Below are 17,691 nucleotides of genomic sequence, written 5' to 3'. Positions count from 1 at the left end.
CCAGACTACTGCTCGGCGGCTTCCGAGAGAGCAGGGGCGACGTGCGGCTGGCGGCTTGCGCGAATCGCGTGCCCCATGTTGTCCAGCTTCAAAGCCATTTCGCGCGTGGATGCGGAGTCCATAATAATTTGCGTCAAGTTTTCTTCCAGCGAGGAACTCAGGTTGAGGCGTTCGACGATATCATCGAGTTCGCCGATGACCATTTCAAACAGATCGATTTTTTCGTACAGCAGTTTGAGAATATGTTCTTCGATCGTCCCGACCGTGGACAGATTGTAAATGTGCACATCCCGCTTTTGCCCGAGACGGTGAACGCGGCCGATTCGCTGTTCGACACGCATCGGGTTCCACGGCATGTCGTAGTTGATCACCTGATTGCAAAATTGCAGGTTGATCCCTTCGCCGCCTGCTTCTGTCGCGATCAGCACTTGTGCGCGGTTTTGAAACAGATCGGTCATCCAGTCTTTTTTGCTGCGCTTGAAGCCGCCGCGAAACGGCACAGAGGTAATTCCGTGGTCATGCAAATATTTTTGCAAGTAATTTTGCGTGGCCCGATATTCGGTGAAAACGATCACTTTGTCGTTGATCTGCTGAATCAGCTCGACCGTTTTGGCCGCCTTGGAATGCGTCTCGATCCGCTTGATCATCTCCACCAGTTCCAGTATTTGCGCCCGCAGCAAAGACTCCTCGCTGGTGCGTTGATGCATGTTGTACAGCGTCATGAAGGAGGCTTCCTTGCTGGAGCAAACCTCGCGCTGGAGCGTGATGAGAGCGAGCGAATTGAACAGCCCGGTTCCCGTCTTGTACTGATCGTGGACAAAGCGCGTGACGCCCTCGTACAGCTTCATCTCCTCCTGCGTCAGCTCGATGGGAATCGACTGCACGCGGCGGCTGGTGAACTGGATGCCGCCGTCGCTTCGCTTGTTGCGAATCATGACCTTTTCGATTTCTTCGCGCAATTTTTCGCTGTTTTTCGATTGGCGCTTTCCCTCGACGTAATTGGTGGAAAACGACGTCGAGTGGCCCAGATGCCCCGGTTTGAGCAAATTGATCAGGTTGTACAGCTCGTCCATCTCGTTCTGGATAGGGGTGGCGGTGAGCAGCAAACAGTATTTTTTGCGAATTTCCTTCACGAATTGATAGTTTCGGGTTCGCTTGTTTTTGAGCTTGTGCGCTTCGTCGATAATGAGCATGTCGTAGTCGATATCGAGCACATGGCGGCGATGCGGGTCGCGTTTGGCCGTGTCGATGGAGGCGACGACGACTTCGTGCTGACGCCACATGTACTCTTTTTTTTGCGCGACGGCAGGAATGCCGAATTTTTGTTGCAGTTCTTTTGTCCACTGAATGACGAGAGAGGCGGGAACGAGGACGAGAATTTTTTTCGCCAAGCCTCTGACCATGTATTCTTTCATGATCAACCCTGCCTCGATGGTCTTGCCCAATCCGACTTCATCCGCGAGAATCGCGCGGCCGCGCATGTCATTCAGCACGCGTTCCGCCGTCTGGAGCTGATGGGGAAAAGGCGAGAGCAGCGGCAAGTAGTTCAGGCATTGCAAAGAATCGAACTCGCGAACCGCCATCGCTTCTTCTGCTTCCAGCGCCAGCTTGAACAGCTCCCACTTGTCCCATGGACCATCTTCGTGCAGCCGCTCGGTCAGCGGCGATATCCAGCTCGTGTCAAATGAAACAGGAACATTCGGCATATACGTTACTCCTTTACACAGCTCTGCCATAACTTTCATGCGTTTTAATAAAAAACTTAACATTATGGGTAATGTTCATCACTTTGTTAAGTATTTCTTGATCTGACTGTTAATTTGCATATTTTCAACTGTCGACTCTCATGGTAGGATATAGAGGAAGTTCGTTCATTAGTATGGAAATCATAGCAAAAACTTATGTATGACCATCTAACCAACGCGAATGATAGTAGCAGGGAGAGACTGCGTGAACCACTGCAGCGCCGAAGGAGCAAGCCGGTAACGGTGAATCTCTCAGGCAAAAGAACCTCTACTGGACGCAACTCTGGAGAGAGCTCGCATGTCGAGCCACCAAAGGGGAAACTTGCAAGCCCGGTGATCCCCGCCGAGCTTGATTGGCAAGGTAACTCTCAGGTACCAAGGACAGAGGAGGAGAAATGGGCACCTTTCTTTTGGTGTACCCGTTTTTTCGCCTCTGTTTTTTCATGGGGAAAAATGCCGACTATCTGCCTTTAGGAGGTGCCACACATGTCCAATCTGAAAAGAACGCCACTGTTTGATTCCTATGCAAAATACGGCGCCAAAACAATCGACTTCGGCGGTTGGGAGCTGCCTGTACAGTTTTCCAGCATTGGTCAGGAGCATGAAGCTGTTCGCACGAAAGCAGGTTTGTTTGATGTATCCCACATGGGAGAGGTGGACGTAAAAGGCGAGAGCGCGCTCGAATACTTGCAGCGCGTGACAACCAACGACGTTTCCAAGCTGGCAGTGGGACAAGCTCAATACAGCGTGCTTTGCTACCCGGACGGCGGTACGGTCGACGATTTGCTCGTTTACAAATACGCAGACGACCATTACCTGCTTGTCATCAACGCTGGCAATATTGACAAAGACTATGCATGGCTGCAGGAGCACCTGATTCCGGGCGTCACGATCGAAAATATCTCGCCGCAAACGGCGCAGATTGCGATCCAGGGGCCTTTGGCTGAATCGATTTTGCAAAAGCTGACCCAAACGGATCTGTCCCAAATCGGCTTTTTCCGTTTTGAGCGCGATGTAGAGGTTAGCGGTATTCCGGCATTGGTATCCCGTACAGGCTACACGGGCGAAGATGGCTTCGAGATTTACTTGGCTGCGGATCGTGCGGCAGAGCTGTGGGACGCCCTGCTTGAAGCAGGCAAAGAAGACGGTCTGGTTGCTTGCGGACTGGGTGCGCGTGACACGCTGCGCTTTGAAGCCAAGCTGCCACTGTACGGTCAGGAACTGAGCAAGGACATTACACCGATCGAAGCGGGTATCGGCTTCGCGGTGAAGGTAGATAAAGCAGTGCCGTTCATCGGCCAAGAGGTGTTGAAAGCGCAAAAAGAAAACGGCGCGCCTCGCAAGCTGGTAGGGATCGAGATGATCGATCGCGGCATTCCGCGCACGCACTATCCGGTCTATGTCGGAGAAGAGCTGGTAGGAGAAGTGACCACAGGGACACAATCCCCGACCTTGAAGAAAAACGTTGGTCTGGCCCTGGTCAAAAGCGAGCACACGGCGATTGGCACAGAGGTTGAAGTGGAAATTCGCGGAAAACGACTGAAAGCTGTTGTTGTTGCCGCTCCTTTTTATAAACGTGCGAAATAACCAAGCATAAGCCCACAATACATCCTATTTGAGGAGGACAACGTTCGTGAAATACCGCTACCTGCCCCAAACTGATCAGGACAAGCGCGAAATGCTCGAAACTCTGGGCATTTCCAGTGTAGAAGAACTGTTTGCAGACATTCCGGAAGAGGTGCGTTTCAAAGGTGCGCTGAACATTCCAGAAGCTCTGTCCGAGCCTGATCTGGTCAAATACTTCACTCGCCTGGCTAACAAAAACGTCAACTTCAGCACACACGTCAACTTTTTGGGTGCTGGCGTTTATCAGCACTATGCGCCAAGCACAGTCAACCACATGCTGCTCCGCGGAGAATTTTTCACGGCTTATACGCCTTACCAGCCTGAAATCAGCCAAGGCGAGCTGCAAGCGATTTTTGAATTTCAGACAATGGTGTGTGAACTGACAGGAATGGAAGTAGCGAACTCCTCTATGTACGACGGAGCGACTTCCTTGGCAGAAGCGGCTATGATGGCGGCTGGTCACACTGGAAAAAAGCGCGTCATCGTTTCCCGCGCTGTGCATCCGGAAGCGCGCGGCGTTCTGAAAACATACGCGTACGGTCAAGGCGTAGAGCTGGTTGAAGTCGGCATCAACAGCGATGGCGTAACCGACACACAAGCTCTGGAAGCGCTGATTGACGAAAACACAGCGGCTGTGATCGTGCAATATCCTAACTTCTTCGGAAACGTGGAAGACTTGGCAGCAGTTGAGCCGATTGCTCATGGCAAAGGCGCCCTGTTCGTCGTTTCTTCCAACCCGCTTGCACTGGGCGTATTGGAAGCGCCAGGCAAACTGGGCGCTGACATCGTAGTAGGCGACATGCAACCGTTCGGTATCCCGGCATCGTTTGGCGGACCGCACTGCGGATATTTTGCGACGACGAGCAAGCTGATGCGCAAAATGCCAGGACGCATCGTCGGGCAAACGAAAGACGAGAACGGCAAGCGCGGTTTCGTACTGACGCTGCAAGCTCGTGAACAGCATATCCGTCGTGAAAAAGCGACTTCGAACATTTGCTCCAACCAGGCGCTGTTGGCACTGGCGGCTGCGATCACCCTGACTGGACTCGGAAAACAAGGCGTACAGGAAATGGCGATGATGAACCTGCAAAAGGCGCATTACGCGAAGCAAGCCCTGCAAGCCAAAGGGCTGGAAGTCGTCTTTACTTCCCCGTTCTTCAACGAGTTCGTGGTCAAGCTGTCCAAGCCAGTAGCAGAAGCCAACAAGCAACTGCTCCAGGCAGGAATCATCGGCGGCTACGATCTGGGGCTGGATTACCCTGAATTTGCAGGCCACACCTTGCTCGCAGTAACCGAGCTTCGGACCAAGGAAGAAATCGACACATTGGCGGCTGAATTGGAGGCGATCACACGTGCGTAACGACCAGGAGAAAGCACTGATTTTTGAAATGAGCAAACCGGGCCGTGTGGGCTACAATCTGCCGGCATTGGATGTACCGGAAGTAGAGGTCGCAAGCCTTTTGCCAAAGCACCTCATTCGTGAAACCCCTGCTGAATTGCCAGAGGTATCCGAGCTGCAACTCGTTCGCCACTACACCGAGTTGTCCCGTCGCAACCACGGGGTAGACAACGGCTTCTACCCGCTCGGTTCTTGCACGATGAAATACAATCCGAAAATCAACGAAGACGTGGCTCGCTATGCCGGCTTCGCGCAAACTCACCCGTACCAGCCGGAAGAAACCGTACAAGGCGCACTGGAGCTTTTGTACAACCTGCAAGAAGAACTGGCTGAAATCACCGGAATGGACGCCGTTACCCTGCAACCGGCTGCCGGAGCGGCAGGCGAGTGGACGGGTCTGATGATGATCCGCGCTTACCATGAAAGCCGTGGAGAAGCTCACCGTACAAAAGTAATCGTGCCGAACTCCGCGCACGGTACAAACCCGGCGTCTGCGGCTGTAGCAGGTCTGGATACCGTTACGATTGCTTCTGACGAGCGCGGTCTGGTAGACATTCAAGCTCTGCGCGATGCGGTTGGCTCTGACACGGCAGCGCTCATGCTGACCAACCCGAACACGCTCGGTCTGTTCGAGGAAGACATCGTCGAGATGGCGAAAATCGTCCACGAAGCAGGCGGCTTGCTGTACTACGATGGAGCCAATGCGAATGCGATCCTCGGCATTGCCCGTCCAGGCGACATGGGCTTTGACGTCGTGCATCTCAACTTGCACAAAACATTTACCGGACCACACGGCGGCGGCGGCCCTGGTGCAGGACCAGTCGGCGTGAAAAAGGTTCTCGAACCATTCTTGCCAACGCCAATCGTGGCGAAAAAGGAAGACGGCAGCTTCTACTGGGACAGCAACCGTCCGGAATCGATCGGCCGCGTAAAAGGCTACAACGGAAACTTCGGCATTCTCGTTCGCGCTTACAGCTACATTCGCACGATGGGTCCAGAAGGTTTGCTGCAAGTTTCGCAAAATGCGGTGCTCAGCGCCAACTACATGATGCGTCGTCTCGCTACGGCGTACAACCTGCCGTTTGACCGCGTCTGCAAGCACGAATTTGTCTTGTCTGGCGTGAACCAAAAGAAACTCGGCGTGCGCACGCTGGATATCGCAAAACGTTTGCTCGACTTCGGCTACCATCCGCCAACGATCTACTTCCCGCTGATTGTCGATGAGTGCCTGATGATCGAGCCGACTGAAACCGAGACAAAAGAAACGCTCGACGAGTTCATCGACGTCATGCTGCAAATTGCCCGCGAGTGTGAAGAAACACCTGAGCTTGTACAGGAAGCTCCGCACACGACCGTGGTAAAACGTCTGGATGAAGCGACTGCGGCACGCAAGCCGATCCTGCGCTATCAGCCACAAGCTTAATAACTCTCTTTGGGAAAAGCCGCCTTTTTACAGGGCGGTTTTTCTTTCCGAATGATGCTATCATGAACAGATGGGGTTGATCCGACTTTCGGGGAGAGAAGACAAACATGAGCAAACGGATAGTATTTACTGGCGGCGGGTCTGCCGGGCACGTCACGCTCAACCTCGCCCTCATCCCGCATTTTTTGCAGCGGGGCTGGGAGGTGGCCTACATCGGCTCGACAGAGGGGATTGAGCGGGAGCTGGTCGAGAAGCTGGACGGCGTGCGCTACATCGGGATTGCTACAGGCAAGCTGCGCCGATATTTTGCTTGGAAAAACTTCACGGACCCGCTGCGTGTGAGCAAAGGGGCTTGGCAGGCGTACCGTTTCCTCGCTGACTGGAAGCCGAACGTAATCTTTTCCAAGGGCGGCTTCGTCTCCGTCCCGGTTGTGTTCGGCGCCTGGCTGAATCGGCTGCCTGTCGTCCTGCACGAGTCTGATTTGACGCCAGGACTGGCCAATCGCCTGTCGCTGCCTTTTGCCGACAAAGTATGCGTGACTTTTCCTGATACATTGAAGCATCTGCCAGCAGGCAAGGGAATGCACGTAGGAGCCATTGTGCGCGAGGAACTGAAAAAAGGCCGAAAAGAGCAAGGGCTGGCCCTGTGTGATTTTTCTCCGGGGAAGCCTGTGCTGCTCGTCATGGGCGGGAGTCTCGGGGCAAAACGTTTGAACGAAGTGATCAGGGGAACGCTCGATGAGCTGCTCAAACAGTATTCCATCGTACATATTTGCGGCAAAAACCAACGGGACGAAAGCTTGCAAAAGAAAGGCTACAAGCAGTTCGAGTACGTCCAGGAGGAGCTTCCCGACCTTTTGGCGATGACGGATTTGGTCGTCTCGCGCGCGGGTTCCAATGCGATTTACGAGTTTCTCGAACTGCAAAAGCCGATGCTGCTTGTGCCGTTGTCTCTTGCAGCCAGCAGGGGAGATCAGTTGTTGAACGCACGTTCATTTGAGCAGCAAGGCTTTTGTGCCGTCTTGCAGGAAGAGGCGCTGAACGAGGCGAGCTTTTTGCAAGCGTTGAAAAGCCTTGCCGAAAAGCGAAGCGCCATCGCGGAAAAGCAGCGCGTCGCGATCGGAAAACCAAAAGACGCCTTGGCGCAAGTCGTCGCGATCATCGAGGAAGCGGCTCATTGAAACAGCGCATCCAAGTCTTGCCGCCCTTTTGGGAGAAGCGTACAATGAAATCGTTGTGAGAAGGAGGTACATACATATGGAACAGTGGCGCTATGTCGTAACGGAGCCGATGTCTCCGGCGATGAATATGGCTGTAGACGAAGCGATTTTGCAACTGCACAGCGAAGGCAAGGTACCGCCGACCGTTCGTTTTTATACGTGGGACCCGGCTACTTTGTCGATTGGATATTTTCAAAAGGCGATCAAGGAAATCAACCTGGAGGAAGTACAGCGGCGCGGACTTGGCTTTGTGCGCCGGGCAACAGGCGGACGCGCCGTTCTCCACGATCAGGAGCTGACGTACAGTGTGATCGTGTCCGAAGATCATCCGCGGATGCCATCTGGCGTGACAGAGGCTTACAAAATCATCAGCCTCGGATTGCTGCACGGCTTCCAGAACCTGGGGCTTGCCGCAGAGATGGTGTCGCTTGCCAGCGAGGAGGAAAAAGAAAAGTACAACTCGCCAGGCTCGTCTGCTTGCTTTGACTCGCCATCGTGGTATGAGCTGGTCGTCGAAGGCAAAAAGGTAGCGGGCAGTGCGCAAACGCGTCAAAAGGGAGTCATCCTCCAGCACGGCTCGATCTTGCTCGATATGGACGTCGATTTGCTGTTCTCGCTGCTGCATTTCCCGTCGGATCGCGTCAAACAGCGGATGATGGACAGCTTCCGCCAAAAAGCGGTGACGATTAACGAAGTAAGCCCGCGTCCTGTCAGCTTGCAGGAAGCGATCGAGGCATTTTCCAAAGGCTTTGCCTCCGGTCTGGACGTCGAACTGGTGCCGTCCGCACTGACAGACGAAGAGCGGGCGCTGGCAGAGGAACTCGCCGCCACCCGTTATGCGACAGACGAATGGAACTTGCGCCGATAGACGATAGCCGACAGGTGACAAACGTACAGAAAAAAGCTCGCCAGTGTGAACAATCGCTGGTGAGCTTTTTCGTTTTCCATCTGTTTCGTACGGTTAGACGAGTACGCTGTCGTGAATGTGCTGTTCAAACAAAGCTTGCAGCCTGGATGTAACCGAACCTGGCTGACCGTTGCCTACCGCTTCGCCATCGACGGAGATCAGCGGCATGATTTCTGCGGTCGTGCTGGTGAGGAACAACTCATCCGCTTGTTTGAGGAAGGCGATGTCAAACGGCTTTTCGTGAACAGCGATGCCGTTTGCCTGGGCCAGATCGATGACGACCTGACGGGTGATGCCGTGCAGGATCAGGTGATCAGCCGGATGCGTGTACAGCACGCCGTCTTTTACTGCGAAAAGATTGGACGAACTGCATTCGGTAATGATCCCGTCGCGGTGCAAAATCGAGTCCTGTGCGCCTTTGTCCTTGGCGTACTGTTTGACGAGCACGGCTCCCAATAGATTGAGAGTCTTGATATCACAGCGCAGCCAGCGAATGTCTTCTACGAGGGAAGCGGTCCAACCCTTTTTCAAATCGTCGACTGGCCGAGCTTTGGGGCGCACGAAAGCCATGATGACCGGAGTGATGGCACTTGGGATGTCGTGGACGCGAGGAGCGGCGCCGCGAGAAATTTGCAAGTACAAGGTGGCATCGTCCTGGTCGGTAATGTTGTTTTTCGCCATCAGCTCTTGAGCCAAATCGGTCAGTGATTCCGGGCTCCACGGCAGCTCCAGCTTGATTTCCCCCGCGCTGCGGAACAGGCGGGTCAAGTGGGCGTCCCATTGATACATGCGCCCTTTATAGATTCGTACGACTTCATAGATGCCGTCCCCGAAGTTGTATCCGCGATCTTCCGGATGAACCGCTGCTTGCCCCTCTTCCACCCATTTGCCATCTACATAAAGCATGGTGAGTCCTCCTCTACTGATTCCAGCCGCTTTTTTCCAACGGTTTTTTATTTGATTCAACATTAGCAAATCGTACCTCTCAGGGTCAATTTGAAAAGCGGATTTCCGCTATCAATAATTTAGCAAGGAGAAGCGTTCATCTATTAACTTTTTAAATGGGCGGCTCCTTTCCGACAAATCGACGAGTTCCTCGTGTCGCTGTGCATGTCCAGGCAGATTTGGGCAGAAGGAGAACGAAAGCTGTCCGCCGCTGACGGCGCGTGCTGGTATTTGACTAACTATTCTGACTAGACGCTTGTGGAGCAGTCTGTCCATAATAAAAGCAAAGAGCGCCAGGAAGAGGGGAGAACGCCATGCGATCCGTTGGTTATTGCGCACTAGGAGCACTGCTTGTTTGCGGGAGTTTGCTGTCCTTGCCCTTCTCTTCGCAACAGGCATATGCGAATCAGGTTCAGACAGATGCAGAGCTGTTGTACAGCCATGTAGAGCGCTTGGCGAAAGCAGCGAGACCGCCTGCGACCGAGTCGGAGTTCGCAGCAGGGGTATACGTGGAGAATCTGTGGCGCGCCTATGGCTATGAGACAGAACTCCAGCCTTTTTATTACCATACATACAAACGCCCAACGGTCTTGTCGCTTGCGATCGACGACTGGAAGCGCAGCTGGGCGATCAAAGGATTGACTTTTGCCCAGAACGGGACGGCAACAGCGGACATAGTCGATGTCGGCTACGGACGCGCCAATGATTTTGCCAATGGAGCGGCGAGAGGGAAAATCGCGCTGATCAAGCGGGGAGAAATTCCGTTTGGCGAAAAGGTCAGACAGGCAGCGGCAGCAGGAGTGGTAGCGGCGATCATCTGGAACGATCGCGAGGGGGAGTGGAAGGCGACACTGGGCGAGCCGCTGGACATGTCCGTTCCGGTCATCGGCTTGTCACAGGCGGACGGCAGCCTGCTGCAAGAGCGTTTGCGGGATCAGCAGCCGCTGCGCGCAACCGTGAAGGTAGACGGAAGCCAGACGAGCAGACATACGTCCTATAATTTCATCGCGACGAACAAAGCGACAGCCGCAAACACGGAGCGCCAGGTACTCCTCCTGGCGAATCATGACTCGACCGCATCGTCCGCAGGAGCCAATGACAACGCATCCGGCGTAGCCGTCTTGCTTGAAGTGGCGCGTCAACTGGCCGAGAGCCGCTTGGATGCGCAGGTGAAGCTGGTCAGTTTGGGAGCGGAGACAGCCGGGGAACGGGGCGGGCAGGCATTTTTTGATTCACTTGCGGCAAAAGACAAGGCGAAGATCGTGGCTGCCATATACGTGGATGCAGTGGGCAGGGACGGTCAACTGACCGCAGTGCCTGCACAATCGACCTCCACGCAGACAGGCAGCGTGTTCACGCAAGCCGGCGTGCAAGCAAGCGCATTGGAGCAAGTGGGCGCGCGTCAGCGAAAAGAGCTGCAATTGCTTGCCGGGACAGGGATTCCGGCGGTCTTGCTTACACGTCTGCCAGCGCAGGAAGAAGCGAAGGACGGGCTTGTCCAGATTCAAAAAGAGCAGCTTGCGCAAGCGGCGAAAGTCATTTCATCTGTGGTCGGCAGCCTGACCGACTCTACTGCTCCTGCCGAACCGCGTCCGTCCGTGCAAACGGGCAGACAGCAGGAAGCGGGAGAAGATCTTCAATAGGCTTGGTTGAGGCTTGGTTGCGAGCGCATCGTAAAAACGAAGGCAAACGCAGGGCGTCCAGGAAAAGACACGGGGCGCCTTTTGTGTGCAGACGATTCTCGCCATCGCCCTCGCAAAAACTCCCGGCAAACTTTTTTCGATCAGCGGGGGATTTTGCGAATTTGTCGAAAAATGTGGAATAACAAGTCATAGCCACCCATTGGAAAAAAGTTTATAATTTTTAAGAATCCTAAAAAATTTCGTCCATTGTATATTGTTGCAGTTACATATTTCTGAAAATTATATTCAATCCAATCCATGCTAGTTACGATGATCCATCCTACACAGCAAATATTCAGCAAAGAACAGCGGAGGTTGTGATGATACCAATAGGCTCAAGTCATTTCGCCCTTTCCTTAACTCTCATCATCGGTTGGATTCCACTCAGTGTCTTTTTGCTCTACCTGTACCCCAATAAAATCAATGTGTGGTCGTTCTGCTTGTTGAACCTGCTGTATGCGCTTATGCTTGTACTCCAGTTCTATCGCATGTACAGCCAGATGAGGGAAAAGGATAGCCGGAAGCAGGAAGAAATCACGCGAATGAGAATCGAGCTGGATGAGACGAAGGAGCTGCTTGATGCCTTGCTGCAACAAACTCCAGACGCTGTTTCGATCGTGGGTCGGGACGGGAAATTCATTCATGTGAACAAGGCGTCAGTCGAACAATTCGGCTACAGCGCGTCTGATTTGCTGGGCAATGCCATTCCTTGCGTGCCGCAGGAGCATATCGCAGAAATGGAGCGGTGCCACAGCGAAGTGCTGAACGGGAAGTCCATCGTCGGCTACGAGACGGTTCGCGTCCATCAAAGCGGCTCGCTGATGCACGTATCGCTGTCATACGGCCCTGTTTTGGACAAAGCAGGGAAGGTCAAAGGGATCATTTGTTGCTCCCGTGACATAACAGAGCGAAAGCGGATGGAGCAGGCTCTGCAAGACAGCCAGGCTCATTTCCGTCTGATCACCGAAAACATGACCGAAATGATTTACCTCGTAAAGTGGGATGGGACGGTTGCGTATGTCTCTCACGCGCACACGACATTTTTGGGGTACTCCAGCGAGGACATGATCGGGATGGGGCCAGCCGTCATCGACAAGATCATTCATCCGGAAGATCAAAAAAAGGTCAGCGATCTGTTCCGGCTGAGCTGGCGAAAGGAAGAAGAGGCGAGCGGGATTTATCGGCTGCGGCATAGCCAGGGGCACTGGGTCAACGTCGAGTCGCGCTTCAAGCCGATCAGCAACAGCGATGGAGTGGTGGACAGCATGTTGATCGTCTCGCGTGATGTGTCCGAGATTACGAAAACGAAAGAGCTGTTGCGCCAATCGGACAAGCTGTCTGCGATCGGTCAGCTGGCGGCGGGAATCGCGCATGAAATTCGCAATCCGTTGACATCGCTGCGCGGGTTCATCCAGCTGTTGAATGCTTCTATAACAGGCGTGCAACGCAACTACTGCCAAATCATGCTGTCCGAGCTGGACCGGATCAATCTGATTGTCAGCGAGCTGCTGGTGTTGGCGAAGCCGCAAGCGGTGAGCTTTCAGCAAAAAGACTTGTCGGTGATGATCCACAACGTCCTGTCCCTTTTGGAAAGCCAGGCGAACTTAAAAAATATCCAGATGTACGCTTCGACTGAAAAAGCGATGCCGCCAATCGCTTGCGAAGAAAACCAGATCAAGCAAGTGCTGCTCAACATTTGCAAAAATGCGATGGAAGCGCTCCCCGATGGCGGCGAGATCTACGTTCAGAGTCGGCGGATCAGTGAGGAGCACATTCAGGTCAGCATCCAGGACAACGGCTGCGGGATTGATCCGGAGCGAATCCCGCGCCTGGGAGAGCCTTTTTATACGACGAAAGAAAACGGAACGGGCCTCGGCCTGATGGTCAGCCAGCGCATTTTGGAGGATCACGGCGGAAGCCTGCAGATCGAAAGCGAAAAGGGCAAGGGAACGACGGTGAACATTTTGCTTCCCGTATGTGTGCCAAGCGTCCATCAGGTCTGACGTTTCCAAATAAACCAGCCAATCAAAAACAAGCCGCAGTAAGTAGCTCCGCTTGCCACGACAGAGACGCTCCAGGGCAAAAAAAGCGGCAGCAGGGCGAACACCCCGACCAAAAGCAGCATCACGAACAGAAGCGGTGGCATTTGCAGCTGATGGCGCAGGATCACAGGCAAGGCGAGCGAGTGCAGGAGCAAGGCGGAAAGCACGCCACCCTGAATCAGGGCCAAAATCGCGAAAAGCCAGTTGCCAGCGGGCAGCAATCGGGACGATATCAATTGCACAGGCGAGAGTGAAGTATGAATATCATGCCAGTGAGACAGGAAAATCGCTTGACCGAGCAGCAAAAATAACAAGGTGATCCCCGTTCCGATGCCGACGCCCAGACGAACGGCATTCGGCTGATCGGTTCGTCCCGCTACGGGCAGCAAGACGACAAGCGCAAGCAAGAGATGCAGCGCGAGGAAAAAAACGGCGTGAATCACCCAGCTTCCGTTCATTTGGTAGCCGAGGCCAGGGATAGGGACATGGGGTTGGCGGAGGAAAAGCAGGGCGAAAAACAGCAGACCTGCGCCTAAACAAATGCCTGACCCCGTTACAATCCATTGCCAGCGCTTGAAGAGGAAGCTGATCGTCACGATGAGAGACAATAAGACGAACCAGACAGACGACAGCCCTGGGATGAGCTGGGCCGACTGCTGACCGAGCATGACACCCACGTATGCCAGCAAAAAGAGATGGGTAATCATCGACAGGCTGGAAGCAAAAGCTTCACCGAATAAGAACAGGTACAGCTCATAGAGCGAACCGACTTGATGGCGATGGCAATAATTCAGCAGCTGGAGGCAGATCCACCCGATTCCAATGCCTGCGAGGGCGATGCCGACCGTGCCCCAGGAGCCAAAATAGGTAAAGAAACGGAGCCACTCATAACCGCCCAGATAGTGTCCTCCCAGCGCGGACCCTGCAAACAGAATGGCGATTTGCCAAGCGACTTTGTCCATAGGCATCATCCTTATTCCCAACTTGCTACATGTGTATGTCCAAGCAAGGCTTGTTCAGAACCGGGAATATTAAACAGACTTATTCATTTACAAAGTATGACGATGTGGATTATAATGAAAAATAAACCAGTTAAGCAGATTGCATGAGGTGACTCCAAGATGAAAATTGTAGGAATAGCGGGAAGCATGAATAGCAACAACTCGACAACGAAGCAAGCGGTAGCGATTGTTCTCGATGCAGCGAAGGCTGCAGGTGCTGATATTGAAATGATTCATCTGGCAGACTGGAGCTTGCCGATTTACGACGACCGGGAAGACGCGACGACTTATCCGGAAAGCGTCCATCGTTTCGTACAAAAAATTTCTGAGGCGGATGGACTTGTGATCGGCTCGCCTGAATACCACGGCACGATTACCGGAGCATTGAAAAATGCGATCGACTTTTTGGAAGGGCGCCATCTGCGCGATAAGCAAGTGGCTCTCATCGGTGTTGCCGGGGGCAGCATGGGAGCGACGAACACGGTCAATACGCTCCAGTTGATCATGCGCAATTTGCATGCGTGGCCGTTGCCCGCAAGTCCGAGCATTCCGAGCGCTTACAATGCGTTTACGCCAGAGGGCAAACTGAAAGATGAACGGTTGCAAGCCCGGATGGAAGCGCTCGGACAGCAACTGGTGCAATTTGTCCAAATGATGAACCGCGAAACAGAAAAACAGCCACAATAGACAGGTTTCTCTTGCTAATCGTTCTCATTTAAAGGTATTATATTTCTACGTGCCTTTTTTGGCCGGAAGAAATATGGTTTGAAATGAGGGGTTCACATGCCGACGCCGAGTATGGAAGACTATTTGGAACGTATTTACAGCTTAATTGAAGAAAAGGGCTATGCTCGTGTCTCCGATATTGCTGAAGCGTTGGAAGTACATCCCTCTTCGGTCACGAAAATGGTTCAGAAGCTGGACAAAGACAAATATCTCGTTTATGAAAAATACCGTGGCCTTGTGTTGACGCCAAAAGGGAAAAAGATCGGGAAGCGTTTGGTGGATCGCCACAGCCTGCTGGAAGAGTTCATGCGGGTCATCGGCGTTGACGAAGAACATATTTATCAAGATGTCGAGGGAATCGAACATCATTTGAGTTGGGAATCGATTACATGTTTGGAATATCTTGTTCAATATTTTCAACAAGAACCGAGCCGGATGGAGGATCTCCGTCGCATCCGGTTGGAAGATGAGCAAAAAGAAGAATAGGTATCCAAAGAGCGCAGGCTGACATGGCTTGCGCTTTTCTTTTTTGGTGAAAATGATGTTTTTTAATCGTATGGGAAAAGCTGTCGCCTTATATTTTAGTGAAGGGGGGCGACAGGGTGAAAGCGGACGCGGTTTTTGAAGGCGGTGGTGTGAAGGGAATCGCTTTTATCGGAGCCTTGCGGGTCATGGAGGAAAACGGCTATACGTGGGAAAAGCTGGCGGGCACTTCGGCAGGCTCGATCGTAGCCGCTCTGCTCAGTGCAGGGTATACGAGCCATGAGCTGAAGCCGATTTTTGACGAGCTGGACTATCTGCACTTTTTGCATCGGGCGGGGATTGGCAGATTGCCGCTCATCGGGCCGATCCACGAACTGATCGTGCGGGAAGGCGTCTATCGTGCGGACAGAATGGAGCTGTTCATTGAAGACTTGCTAAGGCGCAAAAATGTGCGTACATTTGGCGATTTGGCTCCGGGCAGGCTGAAAATCGTCGCTTCTGACGTGACCTCGGGGAAAATGACGGTGCTGCCTGACGACCTTACTCGCTACGGGATTGACCCGGACAGCTTTTCTGTGGCAAGAGCAGTCCGCATGTCTTCCTCGATTCCTTTTTTCTTTCAGCCTGCCCAACTGAAAAGCGGCAACGACACCCATTATATTGTCGACGGGGCACTGCTTAGCAATTATCCGATCTGGCTGTTTGACGTCCCCGGGATACCGCAATGGCCGACCATCGGTTTTCGGCTGTCCGACGATCAGAGCAAGCGGGAGACGAAAAAAATTACCGGGCTGTTTTCGTTTTCGCGCGGCTTGCTTGCCACGATGCTCGACGCCCATGACAGGCTTTACGTCGAAAAAGCACAGGCGGTACGGACCGTTTTCATTCATACGCTCGGCGTTCGGACGACACAGTTTCAGCTTTCCAAGGAAATGCGGGAGAAGCTGTACGCGTCCGGGGAAGCCGCAGCCCAACAGTTTTTGCAGCGCTGGGACTTCGAAGAATATGTCAAAGTATTCCGCATTTCCTCTCCCAAGCATCTGGTGTAGCGAAGAGGAGCAAAACGAAAAAACAGGTTGCCAGCAACGGCGACCTGTTTTTCTTTTAATGGGACATATTGTTTGGCGAGTTCTCGTTCTGCTTTTCTTTTGTTTTGCCTTTGTTGCCATCGATCACGCGGAACGGGTGATCTTTTCTGGAGGCCGTCGGTTGCTTTTTGTGCGCTTGTCGCATCACCGGAGGTTTTGGTTTCACCTTTTGTTGCTTTGGCTTGCCAGGTCCAGGACTTTTCGAAAAAAAGGAGCCCGTGCGCAAATAGTTGCGTACGATCAAAAACAGCGCCACAGACAATCCCAGGATGATCAGCGTATTGATCGGATCACTGATGAGCGTCAATAAAAATCCGTAAATGGCGAGCAGCACAATAATCAAAATCACGGGTGGTATGCGACGTAACATTGGCCTCACCTCAATGGGAATAAGAATGCCTCACGTTATCCGGTCGTAGCCATTTTCCCTTGAACATGCTGAAGGTCCAGCTCCCGCATCTTCTGGAAAGAAGCGATGGCTACTTCGACCTGGCTGTCATCCGGTTCACGCGTTGTGATTTTTTGCAGCCAGAGACCTGGATAGCCAAGGTAGCGTAACACAGGAGTATCACGGAGCTTGTTTGTCCATTGCAAGACTTCATAGGAGACCCCGATGACCAGCGGCAACAGGACGATCCGCTGCACAACACGCTCGGTCAAGGAGTCGTAGCTGAACAGGGAGTAGATCACAACGCCGACAAACACGGTGAAAATGAGAAAACTGCTACCGCAACGATAATGCAAGGTGGAAAATTTTTGCACATTGGCTACTGTTAATTCTACCCCTGCTTCGAAGGCGTTAATCACTTTATGCTCCGCTCCGTGATATTGAAAGAGCCTTTTGATCAGGGGAGCCTTCGCGATGGCAGTGATGTAGCCGAGCAGCAAAATGATTTTGAAGCCGCCTTCCGCCAAAGTTTGGGGCACCCCATCCGGCACCCATTTTCCCAGGAGAAAATCGGCGAGAAATACGGGAACGAGGGTAAACACAAATTTACCGAACAAGAAAGAGAGTACACCGACCAGGGCGACCCCCAGAATCATCGTCAGCTTGGAAGGACCTTCACTGACTTCTTCGCCGGATTCCATGTTGAACCGCTCCGAGGCGAAGTTCAGATGTTTGGCCCCGTTGGCGCTGGCTTCGATCAGGCCGACCAGCCCGCGAATGAACGGAATTTTTTTCAGTGGGGTAATCCATTTATATTCCGTACGCGGTGCTTCAAAATACTCAATTTCATGATTTTTTTTGCGAACAGCTGTTACAGTCATCGATTTGCCGCCGAACATAACACCTTCGATGACGGCCTGACCGCCGTAGCTGGGTACGTTTTGTTGAGCCACACTATCACCTTCCTTACCCTCCATTTTAACGGAAAGCGAGCCTTGAAGCTACAAGGAGTTCAT

At 52.9% G+C, this 17,691-nt stretch carries 15 protein-coding genes and 2 riboswitches; of the genes, 10 read left to right on the top strand and 5 right to left on the bottom strand.

Annotation, left to right across the window (positions count from 1 at the left end):
• Window positions 1-5: 5 nt before the first annotated feature.
• On the bottom strand, window positions 6-1,706 hold the full coding sequence (locus IRJ17_RS21135; RefSeq protein WP_173595755.1) for a DEAD/DEAH box helicase: 1,701 nt from the start codon (window positions 1,704-1,706) through the stop codon (window positions 6-8).
• A gap of 220 nt (window positions 1,707-1,926) precedes the next feature.
• Window positions 1,927-2,023: riboswitch (glycine riboswitch) on the top strand.
• A riboswitch (glycine riboswitch) is annotated at window positions 2,024-2,140 on the top strand. It begins immediately after the preceding riboswitch.
• 91 nt (window positions 2,141-2,231) lie between these two features.
• Here IRJ17_RS21135 and gcvT point away from each other — a divergent pair.
• The 5 genes from gcvT (at window position 2,232) to IRJ17_RS21110 (ending at window position 8,281) form a co-directional block, all read left to right on the top strand.
• A complete protein-coding gene (gcvT, locus tag IRJ17_RS21130) occupies window positions 2,232-3,332 on the top strand; it encodes a glycine cleavage system aminomethyltransferase GcvT (RefSeq protein ID WP_122965811.1) in 1,101 nt (366 codons plus the stop codon).
• A 46-nt stretch (window positions 3,333-3,378) separates the two neighbouring features.
• The gene (gcvPA, locus tag IRJ17_RS21125; protein ID WP_173595756.1) at window positions 3,379-4,731 is read left to right on the top strand and encodes an aminomethyl-transferring glycine dehydrogenase subunit GcvPA; all 1,353 of its coding nucleotides are present in this window, start codon (window positions 3,379-3,381) and stop codon (window positions 4,729-4,731) included.
• Window positions 4,724-6,193 (top strand): aminomethyl-transferring glycine dehydrogenase subunit GcvPB, encoded by a 1,470-nt coding sequence (gene gcvPB / locus IRJ17_RS21120; RefSeq protein WP_122965813.1) that lies wholly within the window; start codon window positions 4,724-4,726, stop codon window positions 6,191-6,193. The genes gcvPA and gcvPB overlap by 8 nt, the downstream gene beginning before the upstream one ends.
• A 107-nt stretch (window positions 6,194-6,300) precedes the next feature.
• The gene (locus tag IRJ17_RS21115) at window positions 6,301-7,374 is read left to right on the top strand and encodes an undecaprenyldiphospho-muramoylpentapeptide beta-N-acetylglucosaminyltransferase (RefSeq protein WP_217021745.1); all 1,074 of its coding nucleotides are present in this window, start codon (window positions 6,301-6,303) and stop codon (window positions 7,372-7,374) included.
• Window positions 7,375-7,450: 76 nt separating this feature from the next.
• Entirely contained in the window at window positions 7,451-8,281 is an 831-nt protein-coding gene (locus tag IRJ17_RS21110; RefSeq protein ID WP_063226803.1) for a lipoate--protein ligase family protein, read from the top strand.
• Between the two features lie 93 nt (window positions 8,282-8,374).
• Here the strand turns inward: IRJ17_RS21110 and dat are convergent, their stop codons facing one another.
• Complete coding sequence (dat, locus tag IRJ17_RS21105; protein ID WP_242771811.1) at window positions 8,375-9,226, bottom strand: D-amino-acid transaminase; 852 nt, start codon at window positions 9,224-9,226, stop codon at window positions 8,375-8,377.
• 353 nt (window positions 9,227-9,579) lie between these two features.
• Here dat and IRJ17_RS21100 point away from each other — a divergent pair, with 353 nt between their 5' ends.
• Window positions 9,580-10,908: a M28 family peptidase gene (locus IRJ17_RS21100; protein WP_242771809.1), complete on the top strand. Its 1,329-nt coding sequence runs from the start codon at window positions 9,580-9,582 to the stop codon at window positions 10,906-10,908.
• A 359-nt stretch (window positions 10,909-11,267) separates the two neighbouring features.
• Window positions 11,268-12,950 carry a PAS domain-containing sensor histidine kinase gene (locus IRJ17_RS21095; protein ID WP_242771807.1) on the top strand — a complete coding sequence of 561 codons (1,683 nt, stop codon included), beginning with the start codon at window positions 11,268-11,270 and terminating at the stop codon, window positions 12,948-12,950.
• Here IRJ17_RS21095 and IRJ17_RS21090 read toward each other — a convergent pair.
• Window positions 12,941-13,951 carry a hypothetical protein gene (locus tag IRJ17_RS21090; protein WP_242771805.1) on the bottom strand — a complete coding sequence of 337 codons (1,011 nt, stop codon included), beginning with the start codon at window positions 13,949-13,951 and terminating at the stop codon, window positions 12,941-12,943. The genes IRJ17_RS21095 and IRJ17_RS21090 overlap by 10 nt on opposite strands.
• A gap of 159 nt (window positions 13,952-14,110) precedes the next feature.
• On the opposite strand from IRJ17_RS21090, the gene IRJ17_RS21085 reads away from it, so the two are divergent.
• The 3 genes from IRJ17_RS21085 (at window position 14,111) to IRJ17_RS21075 (ending at window position 16,248) form a co-directional block, all read left to right on the top strand.
• Window positions 14,111-14,677 carry an NADPH-dependent FMN reductase gene (locus tag IRJ17_RS21085; protein WP_242771803.1) on the top strand — a complete coding sequence of 189 codons (567 nt, stop codon included), beginning with the start codon at window positions 14,111-14,113 and terminating at the stop codon, window positions 14,675-14,677.
• Between the two features lie 96 nt (window positions 14,678-14,773).
• Window positions 14,774-15,202, top strand: coding sequence for a transcriptional regulator MntR (gene mntR, locus IRJ17_RS21080; RefSeq protein WP_063226809.1), 429 nt, complete (start codon window positions 14,774-14,776; stop codon window positions 15,200-15,202).
• Window positions 15,203-15,318: 116 nt separating this feature from the next.
• On the top strand, window positions 15,319-16,248 hold the full coding sequence (locus tag IRJ17_RS21075; RefSeq protein WP_173595762.1) for a patatin-like phospholipase family protein: 930 nt from the start codon (window positions 15,319-15,321) through the stop codon (window positions 16,246-16,248).
• 55 nt (window positions 16,249-16,303) lie between these two features.
• On the opposite strand, the gene IRJ17_RS21070 is transcribed toward IRJ17_RS21075, so the two are convergent.
• Together IRJ17_RS21070 and IRJ17_RS21065 are read right to left on the bottom strand one after the other, a co-directional pair.
• The gene (locus IRJ17_RS21070) at window positions 16,304-16,657 is read right to left on the bottom strand and encodes a hypothetical protein (RefSeq protein WP_063226811.1); all 354 of its coding nucleotides are present in this window, start codon (window positions 16,655-16,657) and stop codon (window positions 16,304-16,306) included.
• Between the two features lie 35 nt (window positions 16,658-16,692).
• Window positions 16,693-17,628, bottom strand: coding sequence for a DUF1385 domain-containing protein (locus tag IRJ17_RS21065; protein WP_167470360.1), 936 nt, complete (start codon window positions 17,626-17,628; stop codon window positions 16,693-16,695).
• Window positions 17,629-17,691: the final 63 nt, after the last annotated feature.

The organism is Brevibacillus parabrevis (assembly GCF_022701015.1).
Taxonomy (GTDB): Bacteria; Bacillota; Bacilli; order Brevibacillales; family Brevibacillaceae; genus Brevibacillus; species Brevibacillus parabrevis.
This window is presented reverse-complemented; position numbering and strand designations above follow the sequence as displayed.